This is a genomic window from Moraxella catarrhalis, from assembly GCF_001656295.1.
Taxonomy (GTDB): Bacteria; Pseudomonadota; Gammaproteobacteria; order Pseudomonadales; family Moraxellaceae; genus Moraxella; species Moraxella veridica.
Genome location: NZ_LXHE01000002.1, coordinates 533120 through 558527 on the forward strand (window position 1 = coordinate 533120; position 25408 = coordinate 558527).

General features: G+C 41.7%; 20 protein-coding genes. 11 read left to right on the plus strand and 9 right to left on the minus strand.

The genetic code is table 11. From position 1 onward, the window contains the following. Positions 1-23: 23 nt before the first annotated feature. The 3 genes from AO382_RS02460 to mfd all read left to right on the plus strand — a co-directional run bounded on the left by AO382_RS02460 (position 24) and on the right by mfd (position 4914). Positions 24-461 (plus strand): HIT domain-containing protein, encoded by a 438-nt coding sequence (locus AO382_RS02460; RefSeq protein ID WP_064610791.1) that lies wholly within the window; start codon positions 24-26, stop codon positions 459-461. Between the two features lie 231 nt (positions 462-692). Beyond that, entirely contained in the window at positions 693-1355 is a 663-nt protein-coding gene (locus AO382_RS02465; protein WP_064617840.1) for a thiamine phosphate synthase, read from the plus strand. A gap of 4 nt (positions 1356-1359) precedes the next feature. Continuing rightward, positions 1360-4914: a transcription-repair coupling factor gene (mfd, locus tag AO382_RS02470; protein ID WP_064617927.1), complete on the plus strand. Its 3555-nt coding sequence runs from the start codon at positions 1360-1362 to the stop codon at positions 4912-4914. Here the strand turns inward: mfd and AO382_RS02475 are convergent. From AO382_RS02475 to AO382_RS02495, 5 genes are read right to left on the minus strand one after another with little or no spacing between them, the layout of a single operon-like run. Beyond that, positions 4911-5168: a hypothetical protein gene (locus AO382_RS02475; protein ID WP_227513604.1), complete on the minus strand. Its 258-nt coding sequence runs from the start codon at positions 5166-5168 to the stop codon at positions 4911-4913. The two genes, mfd and AO382_RS02475, sit on opposite strands and share 4 nt — an antisense overlap. A gap of 13 nt (positions 5169-5181) precedes the next feature. After that, on the minus strand, positions 5182-6444 hold the full coding sequence (locus tag AO382_RS02480) for a PD40 domain-containing protein (RefSeq protein WP_064617842.1): 1263 nt from the start codon (positions 6442-6444) through the stop codon (positions 5182-5184). 26 nt (positions 6445-6470) lie between these two features. Continuing rightward, the gene (locus AO382_RS02485) at positions 6471-7253 is read right to left on the minus strand and encodes a TonB C-terminal domain-containing protein (protein ID WP_064617931.1); all 783 of its coding nucleotides are present in this window, start codon (positions 7251-7253) and stop codon (positions 6471-6473) included. A 30-nt stretch (positions 7254-7283) separates the two neighbouring features. Beyond that, positions 7284-7718 (minus strand): protein TolR, encoded by a 435-nt coding sequence (gene tolR / locus AO382_RS02490; RefSeq protein WP_064617844.1) that lies wholly within the window; start codon positions 7716-7718, stop codon positions 7284-7286. A gap of 8 nt (positions 7719-7726) precedes the next feature. Further along, on the minus strand, positions 7727-8410 hold the full coding sequence (locus AO382_RS02495) for a MotA/TolQ/ExbB proton channel family protein (protein WP_064617846.1): 684 nt from the start codon (positions 8408-8410) through the stop codon (positions 7727-7729). A gap of 274 nt (positions 8411-8684) precedes the next feature. Here AO382_RS02495 and hrpA point away from each other — a divergent pair, with 274 nt between their 5' ends. The 7 genes from hrpA to AO382_RS02530 all read left to right on the plus strand — a co-directional run bounded on the left by hrpA (position 8685) and on the right by AO382_RS02530 (position 18707). After that, complete coding sequence (hrpA, locus tag AO382_RS02500; protein WP_064617848.1) at positions 8685-12857, plus strand: ATP-dependent RNA helicase HrpA; 4173 nt, start codon at positions 8685-8687, stop codon at positions 12855-12857. Between the two features lie 257 nt (positions 12858-13114). Next, the gene (locus AO382_RS02505) at positions 13115-14008 is read left to right on the plus strand and encodes a site-specific integrase (protein WP_064617850.1); all 894 of its coding nucleotides are present in this window, start codon (positions 13115-13117) and stop codon (positions 14006-14008) included. A gap of 56 nt (positions 14009-14064) precedes the next feature. Next, positions 14065-14409, plus strand: a complete 345-nt coding sequence (locus tag AO382_RS02510) for a hypothetical protein (protein ID WP_147286443.1) — start codon at positions 14065-14067, stop codon at positions 14407-14409. After that, a complete protein-coding gene (locus tag AO382_RS02515) occupies positions 14410-15930 on the plus strand; it encodes a site-specific integrase (protein WP_064617854.1) in 1521 nt (506 codons plus the stop codon). It begins immediately after the preceding gene. Next, positions 15917-17086 (plus strand): hypothetical protein, encoded by a 1170-nt coding sequence (locus AO382_RS02520; protein WP_064617856.1) that lies wholly within the window; start codon positions 15917-15919, stop codon positions 17084-17086. The genes AO382_RS02515 and AO382_RS02520 overlap by 14 nt, the downstream gene beginning before the upstream one ends. After that, positions 17050-18270, plus strand: a complete 1221-nt coding sequence (locus AO382_RS02525; RefSeq protein WP_115346501.1) for a hypothetical protein — start codon at positions 17050-17052, stop codon at positions 18268-18270. The genes AO382_RS02520 and AO382_RS02525 overlap by 37 nt, the downstream gene beginning before the upstream one ends. Then, positions 18270-18707 carry a hypothetical protein gene (locus AO382_RS02530; protein WP_081261338.1) on the plus strand — a complete coding sequence of 146 codons (438 nt, stop codon included), beginning with the start codon at positions 18270-18272 and terminating at the stop codon, positions 18705-18707. Before AO382_RS02525 ends, AO382_RS02530 begins: the two co-directional genes overlap by 1 nt. 81 nt (positions 18708-18788) lie before the next feature. Here AO382_RS02530 and AO382_RS02535 read toward each other — a convergent pair whose 3' ends face one another. The 4 genes from AO382_RS02535 to AO382_RS02550 form a co-directional block, all read right to left on the minus strand. Then, positions 18789-19298 carry a hypothetical protein gene (locus AO382_RS02535; protein ID WP_064617862.1) on the minus strand — a complete coding sequence of 170 codons (510 nt, stop codon included), beginning with the start codon at positions 19296-19298 and terminating at the stop codon, positions 18789-18791. Positions 19299-19310: 12 nt separating this feature from the next. Beyond that, the gene (locus AO382_RS02540; protein ID WP_064617865.1) at positions 19311-20324 is read right to left on the minus strand and encodes an AAA family ATPase; all 1014 of its coding nucleotides are present in this window, start codon (positions 20322-20324) and stop codon (positions 19311-19313) included. A gap of 249 nt (positions 20325-20573) precedes the next feature. Further along, positions 20574-21005, minus strand: a complete 432-nt coding sequence (locus AO382_RS02545; RefSeq protein WP_162270568.1) for a ShlB/FhaC/HecB family hemolysin secretion/activation protein — start codon at positions 21003-21005, stop codon at positions 20574-20576. Beyond that, entirely contained in the window at positions 20903-21160 is a 258-nt protein-coding gene (locus AO382_RS02550; protein ID WP_064617869.1) for a hypothetical protein, read from the minus strand. The genes AO382_RS02545 and AO382_RS02550 overlap by 103 nt, the downstream gene beginning before the upstream one ends. Before the next feature lie 382 nt (positions 21161-21542). Between AO382_RS02550 and AO382_RS02555 the strand changes: the two genes are divergently transcribed. Further along, a partial coding sequence (locus AO382_RS02555; protein ID WP_154806248.1) for a filamentous hemagglutinin N-terminal domain-containing protein occupies positions 21543-25408 on the plus strand: 3866 nt, incomplete at its 3' end.

Sequence of the window (25408 nt, forward strand, 5' to 3'; positions counted from 1 at the left end):
TATAACAACAATATGAGCGAGCTATGTTTCAATTACATCCCACACTTGCCAAAGATACCTTTTTGGTGGGTGACTTTCCTTTATCGACTGTGCGTCTGATGAATGATTGCCAATTTCCTTGGCTAATCTTGGTGCCGCGCGTTTCTGGCATCAAAGAAATCTATGAGTTATCAGCAGCTGACCAAGTGCAATTTTTGCGTGAGTCAAGCTGGGTATCTAGCCAAATGGCAAAAATTTTTGGTGCAGATAAAATGAATGTTGCTGCTTTGGGTAATCAAGTACCACAGCTGCATTTTCATCACATCGTACGTTATCAAAATGATGCCGCGTGGCCAAATCCAGTTTGGGGTCATGAAGCGATGCCTTACACCCAAGAGGTGCTCAGTCACATGCAGCAAACACTCATGATGGCATTACGCGGTCATCACCAAATGCCATTTGACTGGAAGATGGATGTTTGATACATGGTTGATTTGATTAGCATGAATTGTTAATTATTTTAAATAGGCTGCTTTTGCGGCCTATTTAAGTTTTAACTATTATGATTTCAAAAACCCGATAGCAAATACCAAATCCAAACTCCCTTCATTATTGTATGATAATTATGCACGGGTCGCTGATCTACGCTATAATATCTTTTTGATTTTAATTTAGCGGTTTTAGAACAAAATAATCAATTAGGATGATGATAAATGACTTTACAAAGTATTGACAAAGTACCTAAATTATACTTACTTACCAATGATGATGAGCTATCAACTTTGTTAGATAAGCTTGAACGGGTGTTTGATACAGGTGCGGTGTCATTACTGCAAGTGCGTCGTAAGTCTACTTTGAAACTTTATGATTTGGCGACAGTGTATCGAGAAGCTGAAATGATCGTCAGTCTTGCGAATGATTATGATATTAAAGTGGTCATGAATGATAATCTAGAGCTTGCATCGCATTTTGGGACAGGGCTTCATTTGGGTCAGCGTGATGGCAGCGTGCGGGTCGCCAGAGAGATTTTGGGGGATGATGTGGTGATTGGTCGCACCTGTCATACAGACATTGCTTTATTTAAAGAAGCTAAGCGAGAAGGGGCAACTTATGGTGCTATGGGTACAGCATTTGCATCCATCACTAAGCCACGCGCCAAAATTATCTCAAAAGACATATTGAAAAAAGCCTGCGAATTTGATTTTCCTTTATGCGTGATTGGTGGCATCGCCCTTGAAAATATCCATCAGCTTCGAGATGAGTTAAACGGTGCACCCATCGATTATATTGCTGTGACAGCTGATATTATGGGACATTCGGTTGATACTATTGCAGATAAATGCTTAGCGTGGCAACAAAAACTTAACACTTGGTAATATGATGATTGATACACTTAAGCCCAAATTAAATTTGCCAACCAAGGCAAATTTTAAGGCAACTTTACCCTTACTTGGCGGTGCTGATTTGAGTTTTTGGCTTGCACTGGCAGCCAAAAGTGAAGAGCGACTGATTGTGATGATCGCCAATCATCAAAATGAACTGAATCAGCTGGATACTGAGCTGTCTTTTTTTGGCATTGATGCACATGTTTTTCCAGATTGGGAGATTTTGGCTTATGATCAGCTGTCTGTTCATCAAGATATTATCTCAGAGCGTATTGCTTTATTAACGAGAATGCCAACAACTGGTGTCTTATTGGTCAGTACTCAGACATTAATGCAGCGTATCGCACCGCCAAGCTGGCTGATAGGGCAGCATTTTGATTTGGCTGTCGGTGATAAATTTGATATTAATGAACAGCGACTTCGATTAACCAAAGCGGGCTATGTGCAGACGGAGAATGTGTTTGAACCAGGAGAATTTGCGGTTCGAGGCAGTATTGTCGATATTTTTGCAGTTGGTCAAAGCCTGCCTTTTCGTCTTGATTTGTTTGATGATGACATTGAGACAATCAAATTTTTTGATCCTGACAGTCAGCGTACTTTATCCGATAATGATTTAGCTCAGCTAAAAAAAGATGCCCAAGCAGGCATGAATACGCATCACGCCCAAAAGCTACCATCATCTGCCAAAATCACCGAATTTCGCCTGCTGCCTGCTAGAGAATTTCCCTTGGAAGAAGGCAAAGAGATGTTTCGCCAAAATTTTGCGAGCCTATTTCCTAATGCCAGCGCCCGCAAGATAGAATTTTATAATGATGTCATGGCAGCCATCGCGCCCCAGGGAATTGAGTTTTATGCACCGTTATTTTTTGAGCTTGACGCATGGATGAAAACAGGCAATTTATTTAGCTATTTGCCCGATGATACACTGGTGGTTAGTCATGATAATCTTAGTGCTTGTCATGATGAGTATTATCAGCAAATCCAAGCACGCCATCATTCGCGTGCGCATGATAAATCATTGCCGATTATGCCGCCTGATTATTTATTTTTGGCGAATAATGAATTTCATCAAGCATTGAAAGCCTATCCCAGAGTTGTTATCAACACAAACCATGACACGGCAAAAATTGGTGCCATAGCCAGTTTACCGCCGCCGATTTTGCCGATTAATCATCAAGCTGCTGAGCCTTTATCAGAACTGCTATCATTCATCAAATCAGGGCAAGTACCGATTTTATTGGTCGCTGAAAGTGCTGGTCGCCGTGAAATTATTCTTGAGCTACTAAAAGATAAAGTCACTGTCAAAGTAGTTGATAATTATCAAGAATTTATTAATAATTTAGATGATTTTAATGCCGATTGTATTGCTTTGAGTGTTGCACCGATTGAGCGTGGTCTTTGGTTGCGTGATGAAACTGGCGGATTATGCATCATCTCAGAGACACAAATTTTTGGTAGGCAGGTGCTTCAAACACGCCGTCGTCGTCAATCAAGTGTTTCACAGGCTTTTTTGATTAAGTCGGTAACTGAGTTGACCGAAGGGGCGTTGGTGGTTCATCTTGAACATGGTATTGGGCGTTATCAAGGTTTGGTGGTGCTGGATGTGGGTGAAGGTGAGCAAGAATTTATTCATCTAAAATATGCCGATGATGCCAGTATTTATGTACCTATTACCAATTTGGCACTGATCGGACGATACAGTGGCTCAGATTTGCAGACAGTCAGCCTGTCTAAAATTGGTTCAGGCAAATGGGAAAAAGCCAAGCTAAAAGCTTTGGAACAAATCCATGATGTTGCCGCCGAGCTTTTAAATGTGCAGGCTCGTAGAAATGCCAAATCAGGCATCAGTTTTGATATTGATATGTCTCAATATGAGCTATTTGCCAGCCAATTTGCTTTTGAAGAAACCATTGACCAAGCTGAAGCTATCCGTGCGGTGATGCACGATATGAAGCAAAATAAGCCGATGGATAGGCTTATCTGTGGTGATGTTGGTTTTGGCAAGACCGAAGTGGCGATGCGTGCGGCATTCATTGCCGTTCAGGCGGGCTATCAAGTTGCTGTACTTGTTCCTACCACACTTTTGGCAGGACAGCATGAGGACAGCTTTTTAAATCGCTTTGCTGATTGGCCCATTAAGATTGAAAGTTTATCACGATTTGGCAACAAAAAACATCAAGATGCTATTTTAGCAGGGCTGGCAGATGGTACGGTGGATATTGTGATTGGTACGCATAAGCTCATTCAAGATGATGTTAAATTCAAACAGCTTGGTTTGATGATTATTGATGAGGAACATCGTTTTGGCGTACGGCATAAAGAGCGTATTAAAGCAATACAAACCAATATTGACAGTTTGTCAATGACTGCCACCCCAATTCCACGCACCTTGAATATGGCATTATCAGGCATGCAGGATATTTCTATCATTGCCACACCACCCGCCAGACGCTTGGCGATTAAGACTTTTTTATTACCCAAATCTGATGAGACAGTCAAAGAAGCAATTTTACGGGAGATACTCAGGGGCGGACAGGTATATTATCTACATAATGATGTTGCTAGTATCGAGGCGGCAGCTGATACACTGCGTGAATTGGTCGGTGAAGCACGAGTAGCGGTAGCACATGGGCAGATGAATGAGCGTGAGCTTTCGGCGGTGATGAATGATTTTTATCATAAAAAGTTTAATGTTTTGGTTGCCAGTACCATCATCGAGACAGGTATCGATGTGCCTAATGCCAATACCATCATCATTCACCGAGCGGATAAATTTGGTATCGCTCAGTTGCACCAGTTGCGTGGTCGTGTGGGTCGTAGCCATCATCAAGCATACTGCTATCTGATGGTGCCATCATTGAAAGGTTTATCAAGTGATGCCAAAAAACGCCTAAATGCCATCACCAGAGCCAACACTTTGGGTGCAGGATTTATGCTTGCCAGTGAGGATTTAGAGATTCGTGGTGCTGGGGAAATTTTAGGTAAAGAGCAATCTGGTAATATGCAAACCATTGGTTTTGGCTTATATATGGATATGCTTGAGCGTGCTACCAATGCCATCAAACAAGGCAAGACACCGAGTCTTGCCACACCGCTGGATTTGGTTAGTGATATTGATATTCATGCATCGGCACTGATACCTGATGAGTATTTGGGCGATGTGCATGAGCGTTTGGTATTTTATAAAAGAATCAGTAGCTTAGATGATGTCAATCAGCTCATAGACATTCGTACTGAGATGATTGACAGATTTGGCACATTACCCACCCAAACCCAAAATTTATTTGCGGTGCATCGCATTCGCATACGAGCCAAAGCCTTAGGGATTACTAAGATTGATGCAACCCAAAGCACCATCAATATTGAGTTTCGTGCCGATACACCGATTGATGGATTGGCGATTATTAAGCTGATTCAGTCCAATGACGGTTATCGCATGAATGGCGCAACTGCTATCCGATACACCAGCCAAGCGCTTATGGATACCCAAGCTAGAATTGATAAGGTGAATGAGCTGTTACTATATTTTGAATCTGCCAAAACTGCCTAAAACCAATCTTCCAAAATAAATATCGTACTAGGCTGCTGTATGGTTGTAGGGGTTGGGTGGTTTTTGGTGGGTAGAGCGTCGGCTGATGCAGCCTCAGGTTTGGGTGGCGATTTTTCGCGCGTATGGACGACGACAGGCATTGGGCTTTTTGTCACTTGAATGTGCTGACAGCCACTCAAGCTGATCAAGCCTGCCGTCATACCCACCACGAATAATCGTGGCTGAGCGCGGTATTTCGGCATTTTGGTTGACACATCCATATTAGTATTATTTTGACCAAATTGGATCACGCGCCGTGCCTGAGGTGGGAATGGCGCGTGTGGCATTACTTGATAGCGAGCGGATCATGAGCTGGTTTTTGTTGCCTTGATTAGATGTGTAGATGATCCGTGTGCCTGAGGGCGAAAAACTGGCAGACACATCGGTGCCCAAGGCACCAAAGCTTTGCTGAGCGCGACCTTGAGCATTAGCGATGATGACCCGTCCCCCTGATACATACACAAGCTTTGAACCGTCTAAGCTTAAGCGTGGGTTGGTGGCGTGAGAGACGATCTGGGTGCTATGCGTCGTGCCAAAATCATAGCGATATAGGCTTTGGCGGCGTGTGCCTTTATCAGCGGTATAAATAAATCCTGACCCATCCGCCAAATAATTTGGCGAATTCTCAGCGCCAGCTAATGTGGTGAGGGTGTCTAAGTGGTTGGCGTGCAAATTGAGCCGATAAATGTTCGGATTATTATTCTCATGACTACCTGAAAATAAGATACTCCCACCGTCTGGCGAAAAACTTGGTGCCAAATTATGACCCCAAAATGGCGTGATAAGCTTTGGTGTGCCACCTGATACAGGCACAATATAAATGATGGGCAGATTATTTTTTGTTTGTACGCTATAAGCAATGCTCAAGCCATCGGGAGAAAACGCAGGCGTCATGATCGATCCATTGACCGTATCTAGCGTGCGGATAAGCTGACCATTTGGATCAATCAATTTAAGAGATGAGATTTTATTTTGTGGCGATCCGCTTTCTTCCACATAAGCGATTTTACCCATCAAATCCGATGGCTGTCCTGTGATGATTTGATAGATTTTATCACTGATTTGGCGATAGGCAGCTTGTACAGCGGCAGGATGATTATCGCTGATTTGGGTGTGCTTGACGCTCACCGAACCATTGGCAGTATCAATAATTTCATAATTAATTGCAAGCTTATTTCCCAAAATTTGATGCGACTGTGCCAAAATGACATATTCAAAGCCTTGGTTGCGCCATGTCGTCAGATTGCGCAGAATCTCGCTACTGGCTTGGGTGTGCTGCGGTAAGTTTTGGTGGGTGGTGCCAAGACCTGCCAAGCTTAGATGATGACTGACTTGATGAGCGTCTGAAAAAGGCATGACTGCCACAGGGTATCGGCTTTGGGCGACTTGCTCGGTAATGACAATCAGCTCATCATCAGCATAAGCGTGCGTCAAAGCGGCAGCGAGGCTAATTGTCAGAGCAAGGCAAGCTTTGGTAACAGGTGATTTCATAAAAATTCCATGATGATTATCAGTGATTAAGGCTCATTGGGTGTTTGGCTATGATCCATAATAAGCTGCTCTGTGGTGAACTGCAAGCGAATACTATCACGAATACCACCAAGCTCATAAAATGGCGCAGCAGCATACACTGCCGCTTCCACGGATTCACGCAAATCAGGATGACCGCTACCAAATTGGATTGAGGTGACATTGCCCTGTTGATCGATATTCACCTGAAAGGTGATGGTTTGATTAGGCTGCTTAGGATAGCGTTTCCAAATGGACTCAATGCGCTGCTTGACCGAGCTGATGGCAGCATTGATTTGTGCTCGGCTTGGTGCAGGCTCGCCACCAGTCGCCTGCTCAGAGCCTGATACATTATGAGAATATTCTGCCTGGCCAGTGGGCTTAGGGCTTGCCTGCTGAACTTGCGCGCTTTGTCGGCTTGATTCAAGCGGCGCTGATTCGGGCAGCGGATGATAAGCTTGGACAGTGGAGGCTGAAGTTGAGACCTGAGGCTGATAGCGGCGCTGAGTTTGGGCTTGCATGAGCGCTTTGTCGCCAGGTGTGATGGCGCTTGAAGCGTTGGCAGTCTTGGGATTTTGATTGGCGTGATGAGTCATCAAGGCTGTCTTAGCGCTATTAAATGCCTCTTGATTGACCAAAGCGGTCTGGATGGCGGTATCAGACTTAGGCGGCGTGATCAGTGGCGCCGCTACCGCGATGATGATCACGGCGTGCACCAAGATACTGGCTAAAATCGGTAAAGTTAGCGCAGATTTATCAAAATTTGCTGCTTGATCATGATCAGAACGCATTGATCGGTTTGCCTCATTCATTGTCATGCATCACTGAGCGGATTCACTGAGTAAGCTGACTTGTGTGACGCCAGCATTTTGAATCAATGCCATAATACGCATGATTTGGCTGTAAGGATTATCTGCATCGGCATTGACCATCACTTGGAGATTGGCATTTTCTTGATGCATCTGGCGTAGCAGCGCATCCAGCCTGTCGGATGTGATCGGCTCATCAATGGCATTTTTATGACTGACATATAAGCTGCCATCTGACTGAAGGCTGACAATGACGGGCAGCTCATCAGCTTGTGTGATGGGCTTGGTGTCTTCTTTTGGCAGCGATACTTCAACGCCTGTGGCAAGCATCGGCGCAGTTACCATAAATATCACCAAAAGCACCAACATCACATCAATGTAAGGCACAACATTCATGTCACTATTCAGCGGTCTTTGGCGACGAGTGAATCGATTGGAAGTTGCCATAATACGCTCTATGGGGTTAATGTGGTGTTCTTTTTTGCCAAATTGGAAACCAATGTGCTCATTAAGCCTTCACAAAACAAGCTACGATTTTCATAAAGTGCATTCGATTTGGCGGTAAAATGATTATAGGCCATTGTCGCAGGAATGGCAGCAAATAAACCGAGTGCTGTTGCAATTAATGCCTCAGCAATGCTCGGAGCAACGGTTGCAAGACCAACCGATTCGGCTTGACCCAAGCCAATAAACGCATTCATAATCCCCCACACCGTGCCAAATAATCCGATGTAAGGCGAAACAGAACCAATCGTTGCAAGCGTCGATAATCCTTTTTCAAGACGGACTTGCTCACCACCTAATGCCATGCGTAAGCGGCGCTCAACGAGTTGTACTTTTTTATCATCGCTAAGCGAGGCGTCTTGATGATTTGGGTCATGAAAACCTGTATAAAAAATCGCCTCAAGCCCTGTGCGCCCAGATTCTGACTGCACAACAGACAGCTGACGGTCGATGTCGTCAGTCCAAAACCACCGCTCAAATCGCTCATCAAACCTAGCAGCGCCACCAATTTTAGCGCTCAAGTGGAAAATCAGCACCCAACTGATCATAGACAGCAAAAGTAGTAGCGCCATGACCAATTTAACAACAATACTTGCTTCAATGATCAGTGAAATAAGGCTAATGGATTCGTTCATAATTGACAATCAACTGGGCAAAAAAGATACTTAGCATTATAGCATAAGTTAATGGATTTGCTAAAGATATGAGTTGGAGCTGCCGCCAGTATAGCGCCATAAAGTCGCCGCCCAAACAGAAAATTGCAGGTTTTGATGATTTTATTTACAATACACGGTTTATTAATACATTCAAGCCCTCATATAGACCCATGAATGAACCAAAAGCCCATACATCAATGCATTTAAACCAATACTTTTAACGCCTTTAATAAGACAAAAATAACTTAAAAATATGTATTCTACTGATAATTTACCAGTCCTTGCCAAAGACAGACATTATTTATATAAACTAAAACAAAAAGTGGATTCGACCACAGGCGATCTGAAAGCCAAGTGTAAAATACGCTATGACGCTGTCTATGAGCGCTCCGCTGAACAGGTCGCCAAGCGCATGGAGAGCATCCCAAAAAATCTGTCAGAAAAACTTAATCATGATTTGCCCGTGACTGCCGAAGCTGAGACGCTCATCCAAGCAATCCGTGAGCATCAAGTGGTCATCATCGCAGGCGAGACAGGCTCTGGCAAAACCACGCAGCTCCCCAAGCTTGCCATGATGGCAGGTCGTGGTGTCGCTGGTCAAATCGGTCACACGCAGCCGCGCCGCTTGGCTGCACGCTCAGTAGCGACACGTATCGCCGAAGAGCTTGGCGAAGAGCTTGGTCAGACGGTGAGTTTTAAGATTCGTTTTACCGAAGAAGGCGGCAAACATTCTATTGTCAAGCTGATGACAGATGGGATTTTACTTGCTGAATTGGGTTCTGATAAGTTTTTGGCAAATTATGATACCATCATCATTGATGAAGCACATGAGCGTAGCTTAAATATTGATTTTATCATGGGCTATTTAAAGCGTCTTCTGCCCAAGCGCCCCGATCTAAAAGTTATCATTACCTCCGCCACTTTAGACACCCAAAGGTTTTCTGACTATTTTACAGTACATGGCAAACCTGCACCTGTGTATATTGTTGAGGGTCGCAGCTATCCTGTTGAGGTACGCTATCGCCCCTTGACTGATACCATCGTATCTAGCCAAGATGATGATGCATTTGATGATATTGAGGACAATCTGCCACGCGCTTTGACAGCAGCGGTTAATGAATGCTTCGAAGATGCGCGCGCTAAGGGGCATCCAGATCAGGCAGATATCTTAATTTTTGCGGCAACAGAAGCCGAAATCCGTGAGCTACAAGAAGTGCTGATGTTATATGCGCCTGCCCATACAGAGATTTTGCCATTATTTGCACGCCAAAGCTATGGTGAGCAGCAAAAAATCTTTGCGCCATCGGGCAAAGGGCGGCGTATTGTCATCGCCACAAATGTCGCAGAAACTGCGTTGACAGTGCCTAATATTCGCTATGTGATTGATTTGGGTTTTGCCAGAATCTCTCGCTATAACTATCGATCACGCATCCAAAGACTGCCCATCGAGGCAATCAGTCAAGCTGCCGCCAATCAAAGAAAAGGGCGGTGCGGTAGGGTGGCGTCTGGGGTGTGTATTCGGTTGTATTCTGAAGAAGATTTTAACAGTCGTCCAGAATTTACCGAACCTGAAATCCTACGCACCAATTTAGCATCAGTAATTTTACAGATGGAGCGTCTTCAACTTGGCGATGTGAATGACTTTGACTTTATCACACCGCCCGACTTGCGATTGGTAAATGATGGTCGTAAGCTTTTGATAGAATTGGGGGCGCTTGATGACAAAAGTTTTACCAAAACACGCGCCAAAAAGGGACGCACACAGCTTAGCAGTCTAACTAAAATCGGGCAACAAATGGCAAAAATGCCCATCGATCCACGCTTGGCTCGAATGCTTGTGGCGGGTGATACATTTGATTGTTTGGCGGACATTTTGATCATCGTGTCAGCGCTGGCGGTTCAAGATGTGCGTGAACGCCCAATCAATAAACAAGCCCAAGCTGATCAAAAGCACGCATTATTTCGTAAAGATGATTCAGATTTTTTATTTTATTTAGAATTATTTGCAGCACTGTTTGATCAGCACTCAACCAATGACAATCAAGTGCTTGGCAGTAATGCTCGCCGCAATTTTGCCAAAAAACATTATCTAAGCTACGCACGCATCCGTGAATGGCAAAAAACTCACAGACAGCTTAGTGAGATGATGGCGGAGATGGGTTTTGAGATTAACAAACAAAAAAACCACCAAAATGGTGTAAAAACTGATACCAAAAAGGGCACTCGATTATCGCTTAAGTCTGGCGCATCTCGTCAAAAATCCATCAAACAAGCACTCGTGGGTGCCAAAGCCTTAAAACATGACATCGATGACAAAACAAGCATTCATTATGCCAATATTCATCGTGCGCTTTTGAGTGCGCTTTTGTCATTTGTGGCGCATAAAACCGATACGGTGGGCGAATATTTGATGGCTCGTAGCCAAAAAGCCCGCATTTTTCCTGCCAGCACGCTTCACAAAAAGGGTGCTCAGTGGGTGATGGCGTTTGAGGTGGTGGAAACTTCACAAGTTTATATGCGCACACTGGCTAAGATTGAGCCTGAATGGATCATCAAAGCAGCACCGAATTTATTAAAATATCATTATTTTGAACCGCATTGGTCAAAAAAAGCAGGGCGTGTGCGTGCTTATGCTCAAATCAGTTTATTTGGACTGATTGTGATTGCCAAAGAATTGGTGAATTTTGAACAAATTGATTTGGTGCAAGCCAGAGAAATCTTTATTCGTGATGCTTTGGTTGCCAACCAATATGGGATGCAGATGAAATTTTTGGCAGATAATGCCAATAAAATCAAAGACATTGAGCGTATTGAAGATAAGCTTAGACGCCGAGATTTATTGGTCGATGAAGAACGCTTATATCAATTTTATGACGCCAAAATCCCTGATCATGTCGCCAGCCGCAAAAGTTTTGAAGAATTTTATCATGACGCTGAAAACAAAACGCCCAACTTTTTGCATTTTAGTGATGAAGATGTGCTTAATGAATCTGTCGATGATGACCGAGAATTTCCCGAAAGCTGGCATTTGGGTGGCGTGCGCCTACCACTGTCGTATGTGTTTGACCCAGCTGCTGATGACGATGGCGTGACTGTGCGTGTGCCGATTAAGGCATTGGTACAGGTTGATCCTGTGGCACTGCTTTGGGGTATCTCAGGGTGGCGTTATGAATTAGTACTACAATTATTAAAAACATTGCCTAAAGAAATTCGCCGACAGATTGTCCCCATTCCAGATACTTGCCAAAAGATTTTTCACCAATTGGATGCAAGCTCAAAGATGGGTTTATTAGATCAGCTGGTGGCGGCACTAAAGACGCTCGGTGTGCAAACACAAGTTCAAGATTTTGCGCCTGATAAGGTTGAAGATTACCTGCGTCCATTGATTTGTGTGGTGGATGATAAAAACCGTGTGATCGAAAAAAGCCGCGACCTGGTTAGATTACAGGCGCGCCACCGCAAAACCAGTGTTCAAAGCATCGCTGTTGAACAGGGGCTGCACCATCATTTCCCCGAATATTTTAATTTTGTCAAAAATAAGCACACATCAGGCATTGTCATGCAAGAGTTTTCCGCGCTCAAAGCAGACGCTAACTCAAGTGCGGTTTTTATTGCGACATTCACAGAGATTAATGCTGCTTTGGCTGAGCATAAAAAGGGCGTTTTAACACTCATTAAGGGGCGTTTGGGTGCCAAACAAAAGCAGCTGACAAGCCAAATTGATAAAGCGTTTAAACTGGCTTTTGCGCCGCTTGGTGATTTAGAAAAACTAAAAAATATTGTCGTACATGCGACTTTGGAAGCTTGCCTTTATGAACATGGACAAGATTTTGATCGTCAGCCTGTCAGCAAACATGGCGACCATGCTAGAGCGGCAATTGCAGGTCTAATAACGGCGCATAATCAATGGCTCATCGCACATTTGCCACTTGATGAGCGTGAGTTTGAATATTGTCAGGACTTGATTCTAAAGAATTTTTTATTAGTTGGTCAAGAAATCTTAAGAAATTTAAAAGAGATTTATACCGCATGGCAAACAGCCCGTGGCAAGCTTTTGATGCTAGATCAGGAGATTTTCGGTGAGAATATCGAAGACATTGAAGATCAGCTTGATGACTTGCAGTTGGCTAATTTTGTGTATCAGACCGATTATCAGCATTGGCGTCAGTATCCCCGTTATTTACAGGCGCTAAATATTCGTCTGGATAGGCTACAGCATAATCTGGAGGCGGATTTGGATGCTGTTTATCTATTAGATGCGCACATGGAGCGGTTGGCGACGTGTGTCAAAAATCCTAAGTTTGCAGAATATCGTTGGCTTGTTGAAGAGTATCGCATTAATTTATTTGCACAGCCGATGAAAACGGCACAGCCAGTATCTGCTAAGCGCCTTGACAAGCTCTGGGCAAATCTGACAACTCAATGAGCCGCTAATAATCCTACAACCAAGCCAAGAAAGCAAATTACGCTTTCTTGGCTTGGTTGCTTATACTTCGTATAATATATATTATGTTAAATAATATGAAATGCACCATAACTTCATATTCTATTTTGTAAGTATATGATATATAAAAAAATAATATGAACCATGATTTCTTGATTTATAAAGTTTTTTCGGTATACATATTTTATGTTCCATTTAGTTCATAAAGTTCATAATATCTGAAATACTGGTGGTTTCCTATGTTTGTTATTCAAAAGATCGAAATATTGAATAAGCGTGCATTTGTACTTATTGACTGCGAGACTACGCTGCCGTTGCTCTATCCAATGTTATATTGTGTAAATAAACTGGTGGCTAGAGCTCCAACGACGCAACAGAATGTTCTATTGCACATTCGTCGATTTTACGAGTATTGGTATAACAAAATTGGGTACACTTTTTGCTATTCAATCTCCAAGGCTGATAAGGATTTTTCATTCTTGCCATATGAGCTTGAAATATTTCATATGTATCTGGTTGATCAGTATATAGACAACGCCCCCTTGTCAAAGACTTCAGCTGCCTCATTGGCGCAGCAAGTTTTAGATGTATGTTGCTTCTTTGAATTTATTGTTAATCTTTTAAAGGGTGGCAAATCATCATTTCATGAATTAAGCCACCTGCATGAGCTTAAGCGTCATTTTGGCGCCTTGGTTAGAAAAAGACCGCGCAATTTCATGTTTGGTAGTTTGGATAATTTTGCCGAAGCGATTGTGCGCCAAATTATTAGACCTAGTACAACCAAAAATCCAAATGCATTAAATCCTTTTAAAACACAGGCTTTACAGGTTCGCAACTATCTGATAATTGATTTAATGTTTAAATATGGGCTTAGAATTGGCGAATTATTATCTTTGGAGCTAGGGTCAATTGAGAAGGCTACCACCTCCCCTATGCTTAAAATAAACTGCGGGAGAGCGCATGACACTAGAAAACAGCGTCCCTCTGTCAAAAATATACATTCCATTAGAGTTTTAAATCTTACTGATGAAGATTATAGAAACTTGCAATTATATATTCTAAGGTTTCGAGATAAGGACAGTGGCTCCAATTTCCTTTTTTATCTGATGCCAAAAAACGAGATACACCACTAACGTATCGAGCTGTATATGGAATTTTTTTACAAGTTGACCAAGTGATTAAAAATCAGATGGAATACGATCCAATACTCCGCGATCGACTGGGTTCTATGCCAAAGTTTACGCCGCATACCACTCGTCATACCTGGGCATATAGGACGCTGAAAAACTTCTATCTTGAAACCGAAAAACAAAATCTTAAAAAAGCTAGGATGAATGGGGTTAGTTTTAGTATACAAGGAATTATGGATGATGCAAAAGGAAAATTGTGTAATTTGGGAGGTTGGAGCCAAAAGAGTACTACGCCAGATTTATACGCTAGTCGCTTTATTGCTGAAAATGCAAATGACGCCAACCTGAAACGTCTAAAGCATGAAAATCGGGACTTTAACTTATCATTGGAGGATATTGAATAAATGTTTACCGCACAGCAAGAATGTTTTATTGAAAAAACACTAGTCCCTGAAAAAATCCTTTTGCCATTTGCGAGATATTTTGATGATAAATGGATAGCTGCAACAAGTGACACCTGGAGGATTTATTATTCTGGCAGCAGAGAATATATTAATTTTCCAAAAGATTATTTGCAGTCAAAGTTGCTGAAATATTTTTGTTATAAGTACGCATCAGTTAATATGGCAAGCAGTCTGAGGTCTGTTTGCAGCAGCTGGTCAGAATGTTTGAGCTACTGTGAAAATATCGGTGAATTTAACTTTTTAGTATTAGAGGATTATCTGTCTCATTGCAAAAATTCAAAAGCATTTGCCTCCATTCTCTTTGGTATTAAAATTTTGTGTTTTGAAAGCATGGAGGGTTTTTCGCCCAATGATTATGATGGGCTGGAATTTATACCCCGCCCTACTGATGGGCGTGATGGCATTTATAGCAATGCAGAAATGGACGCCATAGATGTATTTACAAAAAATTTAATCGCAACTGGATTGATTAAATTTCACGCAAATTTAATGTCAAATAAATTTAATTGTAATTCCAGTCGGTCAATTGCTGAACTGAGATCTATGTGCATACTTTCTATTTGCTATATTTCGGGGGCTAGACCAAGCCAAATTGCCAACTTACAAGCAAAAGATGTTCGTGTCGATTTGGCGTCCAGCAAAATGCCTAAATATAGCTTGTATATCACTTATGCCAAGCAAACCAAAGTTAGATTGGATAAAATACTCATTGCAATACCAATAGAGGTTGCCGAAATTCTGACATTCTACATCCAACAACAAGCATTAAATGGAGAAGACAAACTATTTCCTAAGCATTCATCCTCTCCAATGCAGGTGTATCACGCTATCAATAAGGCAATTCTCAAATTAAGCCCCGAGAGCTATCAGATGGCTGTACAAGATGGTCTGGTGGCCCCACCTAGTTTCTGTGCGTCTGATTTTAGACATAATGTTGGGCAAAGTTTAGCCATGCAAGGAGTTAGCGCTGAGGAAATATCCTACATTTTAGGGCATGCATCTTTAGTGTCGGCAAAGAACTATATTGAAGCAACGCCACAACTTGCCATGATTAGACACCATGCGCTTGGTGGCAATGCTGTTTGGCAAAATATGATTGCAATGATGATGACTGGAAGTATTGTGCAATCTAAAACGTGGTCGGGGGTAAGAGTTGCAAATTTTATTGGTGGCAAGATGCATACTGAAATTGGCGGTTGTACATATGAAACCGACTGCCCTTTTTCTATGGTACGCAACTGTTATGGCTGTTTATACTTTCGACCGTTTGACGATGGCAATCATGAGAAACTACTAAAAAGCACCCAAGATGAATGTGATGCTCTGATTAAGCTATCTGACAGCGTCGGGTGTGCAAACAATCCACTTGTGCAATCGTATGAAACGACACTGATTGAAATACAGTCAGTTATTAATCGCTGTCATGTATATGCATTGGAGAAAAATAATGATTCAAAATGATTTGACAATATGCTTTAAAAACTTTGAAAAATTTATTAATGAACAAGAAAGTTTCTACCATCAATATCTTGCACAAGATTGTTCCCATGCGTGGAAAGACGATATATGGCATATAGGAAGGAAGGGAACTGGCTGGTTGCAGGGTAATAGCACCCAATCACTCAATTTTAAAAAAATTGGTAAAACAAAAGGGATATTAAATAGCCCTATGGATATTTCAGATTTATCCTATAGGGATTTTATGAAGGCCGTTCTTGTGGCTAGGTATCGCAATAATGGTGGGTCCATCTCTGCTGCCCAAGCTGTTAAAGTATTAATTATGCTAAAGCGTTGGTATGCCGCCCTGCTCTCGTTTGGCAAATCACACCCAGTTTACCTGGAGACAAAAATCCTTGAACATGCCATGGCCTCACTTAGTGCGGCTGAACTTAAAAATGCAAACGGATTACCAGATCATAAAGGCTTATGTGTTGCATTGCAGCGGTATGTCAATTTTTTAAATTTCACTCAATCCAAGTTGGATTATGTCTCAGATAGCCCTTATCTTAGTATGAGCTCAATGACTGAAAAGGCTCTCAAGCAGCGACAGGAGGATAATCGTCAAGCTTTTGGTGGTTTTGATATTGAGGGCGGGGATTATTTGATTTCGATTGCAACATTTATTAATGTAATAGAGCTGATGCATCGTGTGCGTACAGATGGAGAGCGACTGGCTCTAAATTTTCTTTTGCTGCTTATTATTACAGGATTTCGATCTGTTGAAGTTTGTAATTTGCGCTTTGATTCATTGGTGAAAAGATCTATACCTGATTCTGAACTGAAAGAAAGATTTAGAAAAAAAGGTATATCTACTTATTATTTGGGAATTAAATACCATGGCGCCAAGGGCGCTGGGGAAAGAATCCATTGGGTGGAGCCGCTTGCTGTTCCGCTGGTTGAAATGATTTATCAAAATGTATTGCATATTACGAAGCCGATGCGTGATATTTTGATAGATTTGCGAATTCAAAAGTTCCAAAGCTATATTCCTACGAGCACCAGTTTGTTTTTGGATGAGTATTTGGATCGGGATGATATGTTGAATTATTTTTTGAAAGCAAGTCAATCGAAACGCGTGGTATGGCAGCAGCCAGAGATAATATTCGCAGGGTGCTAAAAAATAAAGGTGTCCCAGAAAGAAAAGAGAGAATGACCAAGTATGGCGAAGTGTTTTATCATCGAGACGATATTGAAAGTATGATTAAAGAGGAATTCATTTCTTCTGGGTGTAATAAATTCAATCCCTGTACGCATCAATGGAACGACAGTGGAAAAGTGTATTCGGTTCGCTATGAGGAGCTTTTATTTTTGCATTTTAAGGGCTCTACATCAATGAATAGACAGCTAATCTTTAAAACAGTACCTAATCCATTTACCAATAAAGTCATGAATGATTTTTTGGGTGCTAACAGAAATATCTCGGTTTTTCAGAAATATAATCTTGTTGAACCAGATGGTAGTGTTAGTAAATTGAAAACCCATATTCCAAGGCATAATATTAATACCTTTTTGGCGATTGCTGGGGTTGAAGATCATTTACAAGCTATGCTCATGGGTCGCCTCGACATTGGGCAAAACCATCACTATCAACATCTAACAGAGAACCTGTTAGCAAAAACTGTTCATGTATCTGCGGTTTCAACTGATGGTGTAGAGTCTGGCGAGATTGACTACATTACACCGCAAGAAATTGTGGAAAAAACAGGCTGCATTGCTTATAATCCAAATCTTGATTTGGATACAAACTTGAAGGTTGACTTAGGTACTTTTGATGGTAGCAAAGATTTTGTCTCGTATTTGCGAAGCGGTGCTGATGTTCTTTCTGATACTTTGGTAGGCTGTCAGGCTGCATTGGATGAACTAGGTGAAGATATGGAGTTGGAAGAAGTGTCTCAGAAGAACTCCCAAACCCTCCCCCTTCCGATTGGATTTTGTGTAAAGCAAATGATCAACTGGGGGTGTGTTTATCGTTTAAAGTGTCAGTCTGGTGAGTTTTGCCCGCATTTTACATTAACAGGTCGCATGGATGAATATGCAAAGCTGCCCGCAAAACAGGGTCAACTAGAAGACCAAATAAAAATTTTAGAAGATTTACAAGAAACCACATCTGGTTATGATAAAGCATTGGTACGCATGAATCATTCGAAAGAAAATTTAACTAATCTTCAGGTAAATCTGTCTCAATATTTAACGTCATTGAATGTTGTGCAAATTGAACAGATTCTTGATTCGACAACTTCATTCAAAGCATTAGCACAACTGTTTGCCCTGGAGCAACATAAAATTAACGAGGTATCATAATGAGAGGCAAAGCATTCGATATAGAAATTGAAAAAGAATTGCAATTAATGCTGATGGAAGGAATTGAACAGTCCCCTATTAGTGCTTCAAGTCTGTATGCGCGATTAAAAATGAAGGGACTGATTAAAAGTAGCGGCTTAAGTATCCTGAGTACACATCGAAGAAAAGAGCTAATCGAGCGATATAAATACAAGCAGTTTATGGAGTTTGAGCCAACAAGTTCCAGTTCTCTTGAATCAGATGCTGGGCGCAACTCTAAAGCTGCGCTAGTTAAGAGAAATAAAGAGCTTGGAGCTAGAATTACTGAGCTGGAAGATAGACTTGCTCGTAATTCAGCCACAATTATTGAGATTGCTAAATACATTCAGATAAACACCAACTATTCGGTGGCGTCTTTACTTGAGGGGTATCTAGTTAGGGAGATGAGACAACAATGAGTGTTGCTTCGAATTTGGGCTTTACCAAGCCACTGTTATTGTAAATATTGCTCGATATAGAGGTGATGGGCTTTGAATGGCTTATGGTATCTGCCAAGGTATTACCTTGTCTTGATTCAATAGTTTTTGATCTATCACCAATGGATGAGGATCAATCGCTTTTAATAAGCGTTTTAATTTATCTTTCAAATCTGATAAATTATAAATTTGCTTTTTGCCATTGGGTTGTTCAATATGTAAAACCACACGAATTTGTTCACATGCTAAAGCATTGCATGCGAAGGAGCGTTCTTTTTCATCATTCGCACAAAATTTAGCAGATACCAACCCTGCCAAAGAATCACGAACTTTTTGTGCAATTTCTTGTTCTAATGGCGGTTTATCTGGGTTTCTGGTACCTATGCGAAAATCTTTGATTTCGCATAACCACACCATATCTTTTGATTTGCGATATGCAATAATATCCACTGCTTTATTATCAGCACTACATTTGTTTTGAAATTGGTTTCTGTAGTGACTCCAATCATCGTATTTACTTGCAACAATATCGCTTTCAAAATGAAAGCTTAAAGAATCTTCAGTAATAATCATATTTATCTCAACTCATAACTGTAAATAACGTTCTGATTGTGCTAAATTTTCATCCAATGCAACAATGGTATCTAAATCATCTAAACACTTACCTTGCTGTATTTGTATCAAGCCATCATTTTTTATTAGTGAGAAATAATGTGCTTGAGATTGGTTGTTTTGCAAAATTTCTAGTTCTCGCAATAAAAATAATGAATGTGTTGCAATAAATACTTGAATATTTTGCTGAGATAATTCAAAAATAATTTTAGCAGCTACTTTAATTAATTTTGGATTTAAATTAGATTCAGGCTCATCCCAAAATAAATAACCTTTATCCAACAATAAACCGGTCGCAACCAAATGTGCAATCATCATGAATTTTCTCATGCCTTCTGCTACCAGTGGCGCTTCCACACTGCCTAAATAAAATCGACCACTATAGTTATCCATAATAACTTTGTCACCCATGGCTTCTTCCAATGACATGAGCAGCTTTTTAGCTGTTTTTGCCCTAGGACCTTTGAGTACTGGGAAGCGTAATAATCTACAAGTATCCACCCAGGTTTCCTCAAATGGTGTGGCGACATCATCATAAGCATCAGGTAACCAGTGAGATAAGGTGATGAGCTCCCTAGTAGGAATAAAAGCAGGTATGTCATTATATTCATCAGGAATATTTTTAATATTCACTTGGGTGCTAGCATGATTAGAAAAATCAAGATGGGTTGTGGATTTCGACCCCATGGTTAAAACTAGCTCCGCACGACTACTTTTATTTTGTCGTTTGACCAGTCTTCCTAGGGAATCGGGTCGAAAAACCGCCAATAATTTATCTGCAAATATTTTTTGCAAATCAGTTTTGTACAATCTGTTTTTCTGTTTTTTATCGGATGTGACCTCTAATAATGCATAGAGTATTTTTAATAAATGACTTTTGCCTGCAGCATTTTCTGCCACAATGACATTTAAATTAGGTGAAAAATATAATGTTTCATTGGGTAAAATGGTAAAGTTTTCAATTTTGAGCGACTTAATATGGTTCATTTTAATACTCAATACAATAAATTTAATACTCAATACAATAAATTGGTATTTTATTATAACATGGTTATTAGATAAAGCACGTCATCTAAAAACAAGTGGCATTTTATTTCTTGTTTTGAGCATCTGGTATGTCAATTGTGAAATAAAAGCTACTTGATTTGAAGTGTGTATTCTATCCTGAATAACCACCCAATAAAAAACCACCAGCCAAGCCAATTTGCTCAACTGACGGTTTGTGTCAACTTGCTTTTAAAAACTCATCCCCAAGCTCACACCACTCACCCAATCTTTGTTTGAAAAGCCTGTGGGCTCACTGATTGCTTTTGAGGTGAAGATGTCATAGTTAAAACTTAGGTAGGGGTTACTTGTATTTGGTGTGTAGTGTCCTTTGATGCCAATGAAAGCACCTGCTAAATGTTGTCCAAGCAGTCGCTTATTTTGGCTTTTGTCGTGGTTGGTGATGTAGCCTGCATCCATTCCCAGATAAATGGCATGGCTGGCTTGACTGTTTCTTATGTTGTTTTGGCTGTTTGCTTTTTGCTGATTTAAAAAGCTTGGATAAAAGCTAATATCCTGTCTTACCAAGATACCATTATCCGCCGATAATGAACGCTCACCATCAAAACCTCTGACGGTGTATCTGCCACCACTTTTGGATTTGGTACCAATTGTTCTAGCAATGCCTGATTGCGAGCATCTTGGGTTTGGATTAGGGTTTGGTTGGTGGTGTTGGCAATCAAGAAATCATCAGCTGCTTGTGCGGCATTGATTTGTAATATTAATCCCAAAGTAGTCCAAGTTGTTAGGATCAGCGGTTTTAAAAAAAAGCGTGTCATGATCGTCCAATCAGCATTTAAAGTTACCCGATTGTAACTGATGAATTTGATGATTGCAAGATGCTTTATTTAGATTTTATCATCATTTGATTTATCTTAAAAAAATTAAATCATTTTTTAAATATTGTGATTATAAACAGAATTGCATAGTAGCCATAGATGCTGATTAGTATCATAAAACCAGAAATCATCTGATTATACAGAGTATCTTTTAAATATTGATAAAAAATAAAATTCCACCTTTTGAATCAATCAGACTTTATTTTTAAACACATCTATGCTAATATCTGCCTAATATTACTGCTTTGTTGCTAAGAGTTGGTGCATTGGCAGATAAGTTGGTTGATCAAGATTAGACTCTGACAGTGTCATTGGACTTATTATGAATCGTTTTTGTTATCGTGTGATCTTTAGTAAAAGCCTGGGAAGACTTGTGGTGGTGTCTGAAAAGACAACATCACAAGGCAAATCTGACAATCCAAGCACAAGCGGTAGTACACTCCCTACCACCTCATTACTTAAATTGGGTTTAGGCTTTGGCTTAAAAACTCTTTCATTATCACTCCTCTTTAGCCTAGGCTTAGCTGCCCATGCCAACACCCCCACCACCATCATTGCAGATAAATCCGCTGATAAAGCCTTACAGCCGATTGTATTAAACACCGCAAGTGGTGTGGTTTCTGTCAATATCGCCACGCCTAATGCTCGTGGCTTATCCAATAATCATTACAGCCAGTTTGATGTGGGTAGCACAGGTGCTGTATTAAATAACAACCGTAAAGCGGTGGGTACCCAAATCGCAGGCTTTGTGGCGGCTAACCCCTATATGGCTCGTGGGGAAGCTTCTACCATCTTAAACCAAGTCAATTCCAACAACCCAAGTCATTTGGGTGGCTTTATTGAAGTGGCAGGCAAAAAAGCCGATGTCATCATTGCCAATCCATCAGGGCTTGTCATCAATGGTGCTGGGTTTATCAATGCAGCTAATGTGCATCTGGCAGCAGCAAACAGCCAAGTTAATCAAGGACAAGTGACAGGTTATGAGGTTGGCACAGGTCATATTGCCGCCCATGGCAAATTAAACCTACAAGGCACGGATTATGCCGCACTCATTGCCAAAGCTGTGCAGATTAATGATGAAATCTATGCTGGCAGACAACTTGATGTTATTCTAGGTGAAAACAGTGTCCATCTTCAAGATGGCGATTTCACACAATTAACTGCCATCAATAAACAAACAAGCACATCATCTGCCAATCAAACCACCAATAAGGAGCAACAAGGCGCTACGCCAACCTTGGCATTGGACATCTCAAATCTTGGTGGGATGTATGCAGGTAAAATCCATCTTATCGGCACTGACAAAGGCTTTGGGGTCAATAACCAAGGGGTCATTACAGCCACAGGTAGTGGACAACAGCTTGGTGCTGGTACGCTCACCTTGGACAGCCAAGGCAATCTGGTCAATACCGGTAAAATCCTAGCCAAAGATGCTGTCACCATCAACACCCATGGCAGCACTACTCAAAACAACGGCATACTGTTAAGCAAGCAAGCAGACATTGCCATCAATACCGCAAGTCTTAATAACACAGGCATCATTCACAGCACCCAAACCGCCAAGATTGCAGCCAAAGAAGCGATTGAAAACCGTGGCAGTGTCTATGGCGGTGTTTTGCAAGTGAATACTGATAAGCTGAATAACACCGGTCAGCTTATCCAAACCGGTACAGGTAAGCTTGATATCACGACCGATACACTGATCAACATTGATAAAGCGGTGATTGGTCAAAGCCTGTATGGACAAACCAGTATCCCTACACCCTCTGCCCCAAGCAGTGATCAAAGTGCTGGCAGTATTAGCAATCAGCCGAAAGACAGTACGGCAGGCAGTACAGGTAATTTGGGGACAGACCCACAGCCACCTGCTTTAAGTGACTCTGGTGCAAACGCACAAACCAAACCCATCCCAAATGCTCGTGGCCATATCATTGCTACCAATCGTATTCACAACACAAACGATCAAGCACTCATCACAGCCACAGGTGATATTACCATCACGGCTAATCAGACCAGTAACACCAAGCAAGCATCCATCGATGCACAAAGCCTAAATACCAACACCCTGACCAACACCGACAGTAAAATCGCCTTAGATGAGATCAACTGGCAATTAAAGAGCTTTGATAATACCAAAGGCAGCATCACTGCCAAAAATGGCATGGTGATTGGCAGTGAATCTGCCATCATCAACACAGGCGGTAGCCTAACAAGCGGCACCGATATCACACTTGTCGCCAAAGACAACATCATCAATCAAGGTGGTAGCATCACTGCAGCAAAGCAAACAGACATTACTGCCAAAGAGCTACAAAACGGTGGCATCATCACGGCTGATACACTTACCATCACCCAACAAGTGGACTATACCCATACCGATCAAGATAAGCTTGTTGCCAATCGCTTAGCGTTTACAACAAGTGGTAAGCTGATTAATCAAAGCCAATTGACCGCAGGTCAAACATTAACACTGAATGCCAATCACATTGATAACACGCAAGCAGGTATCATCACAAGCGGCAATCACACACAGATTACTAGCCAAACGGATATCACAAACCAAGGTTTAATCAACAGCGAAACCACGGTTATTAAAGCCAAGGATACAATCAACAATCAGTCAGGTGGTCGTATCTATGGCACACAGCTTGCCATCCAAGCTGACACGCTCAATAACACACCAGCAAAAGCCAAAGATATCGATACTCACCACACTGCCCCTGTCATCGCTGCCAGACAGCGTCTGGATATTGGTGTGAATCACTTAAACAACCACCCCAACCCTGACAGAGCGGGTAAATTCAATGACGGCTTTGACAATCAGGCTTTAATCACAAGCTTGGGTAGTCTGCACATTGGCGGTAGTCTAGATGACAATCAGCAAGCTGCAGGCAAAGCAGAGACGGTTGTTAATAAAGGCGCAACCATTGAGTCTGGTGGGGAGATGCAAGTTGACACCAAAACCTTGCTAAACACCAATGCTGACTTTAAAAAGCATACGGTTAAGGTAGAAGCAGAATCTGTTTACAGGCAAACACTTTATCGCAATCGCGAGCAATTTAGAGCATACAACCGCCAATTTAACAAAAATAAAAGCGATGTGGATTTAGCCCTAAACATCTACACCACCGATGAAGCGTATTTAGGTCCAACCAGTAAAAAAGGTGCACCGACTGGCGCTTTGTATGTCAAGCAAGAAAACGGACGCTATTATCGTGTTGGTGAAGAGATTGATGAAATCACGGTAGACTTTGTTGTCTATGAAGACAAAACTCTGACTTCTGACCCTGCTCGTATGGTAGCGGGACAAAATCTTATCATTCATGGCGACACCTTAATTAATGATAAAAGCCAAATGAATGCAGGTTTAGGCTTTGCAGTGCTTGGTGATAGAGTCATTCAAACACCTGACAATGGTTTGTATGGTGAAAAAACCAAAGTCACTGAAAATGGTCGATATGTCAGTCGTACAGTGGTCTCATCTGGTGCAGGTCGCAGGCACAAGCGTGTGGATATTGCTAGCGGCATATTTACACAATCCTTTGCGCCACTAGCAACGTATCAGCTGCCCATCTTAAACGCCACCATCAACAGTACACCAAGTAGCACAGGTATTGATAAACCAGCGACAGGCAATGATGTCTCTACCATCATCAAGGATGTCAATGATGACACCATCACCTTACCAACTTCAGCCTTATACATCATCACTGCTGACGACCCTAACTTGCCACTGATCCAAACTGACCCTGCGTTCACCGATTACAAACAGTGGCTATCGTCTGATTATATGCTAAAAGCATTACAATCAGACCCAAATCACATCCACAAACGCCTCTCTGATGGCTATGGTGAACAAGCTCGTATTAAAGATCAGTATTATCTACTGACAGGCAGACACATCAACACCGATTATCACAGTAACGAAGAAGCCTACAAAGCCTTAATGGATAATGGCATCACGGCAGCCAAACAGTTCGGCTACACGCTTGGCAACGCACTCACTGCCGATCAGATGGCAAATCTTACTACTGACATCGTTTGGCTGGTGAAAGAGTCTATCACCTACACCATCAAAGACAAAGATGGCAATAGCATCACCAAAACCCAAGATGTTCTGGTACCCAAGCTGTATCTTAGATCTGCCAACATTGCGACAGGCACACTTACCCCTGATGGTAGATACAG

Bases quoted from the DNA above. Each gene is read 5' to 3' on its own strand.
- AO382_RS02480 (WP_064617842.1), bottom strand. From the start codon at position 6,444: ATGAAATCACCTGTTACCAAAGCTTGCCTTGCTCTGACAATTAGCCTC.
- AO382_RS02460 (WP_064610791.1), top strand. From the start codon at position 24: ATGTTTCAATTACATCCCACACTTGCCAAAGATACCTTTTTGGTGGGT.
- mfd (WP_064617927.1), top strand. From the start codon at position 1,360: ATGATTGATACACTTAAGCCCAAATTAAATTTGCCAACCAAGGCAAAT.
- AO382_RS02515 (WP_064617854.1), top strand. From the start codon at position 14,410: ATGTTTACCGCACAGCAAGAATGTTTTATTGAAAAAACACTAGTCCCT.
- AO382_RS02530 (WP_081261338.1), top strand. From the start codon at position 18,270: ATGAGAGGCAAAGCATTCGATATAGAAATTGAAAAAGAATTGCAATTA.
- AO382_RS02495 (WP_064617846.1), bottom strand. From the start codon at position 8,410: ATGAACGAATCCATTAGCCTTATTTCACTGATCATTGAAGCAAGTATT.
- AO382_RS02505 (WP_064617850.1), top strand. From the start codon at position 13,115: ATGTTTGTTATTCAAAAGATCGAAATATTGAATAAGCGTGCATTTGTA.
- AO382_RS02465 (WP_064617840.1), top strand. From the start codon at position 693: ATGACTTTACAAAGTATTGACAAAGTACCTAAATTATACTTACTTACC.
- AO382_RS02525 (WP_115346501.1), top strand. From the start codon at position 17,050: ATGGCAGCAGCCAGAGATAATATTCGCAGGGTGCTAAAAAATAAAGGT.
- AO382_RS02510 (WP_147286443.1), top strand. From the start codon at position 14,065: ATGGAATACGATCCAATACTCCGCGATCGACTGGGTTCTATGCCAAAG.
- hrpA (WP_064617848.1), top strand. From the start codon at position 8,685: ATGTATTCTACTGATAATTTACCAGTCCTTGCCAAAGACAGACATTAT.
- tolR (WP_064617844.1), bottom strand. From the start codon at position 7,718: ATGGCAACTTCCAATCGATTCACTCGTCGCCAAAGACCGCTGAATAGT.
- AO382_RS02535 (WP_064617862.1), bottom strand. From the start codon at position 19,298: ATGATTATTACTGAAGATTCTTTAAGCTTTCATTTTGAAAGCGATATT.
- AO382_RS02520 (WP_064617856.1), top strand. From the start codon at position 15,917: ATGATTCAAAATGATTTGACAATATGCTTTAAAAACTTTGAAAAATTT.
- AO382_RS02540 (WP_064617865.1), bottom strand. From the start codon at position 20,324: ATGAACCATATTAAGTCGCTCAAAATTGAAAACTTTACCATTTTACCC.
- AO382_RS02550 (WP_064617869.1), bottom strand. From the start codon at position 21,160: ATGACACGCTTTTTTTTAAAACCGCTGATCCTAACAACTTGGACTACT.
- AO382_RS02485 (WP_064617931.1), bottom strand. From the start codon at position 7,253: ATGCGTTCTGATCATGATCAAGCAGCAAATTTTGATAAATCTGCGCTA.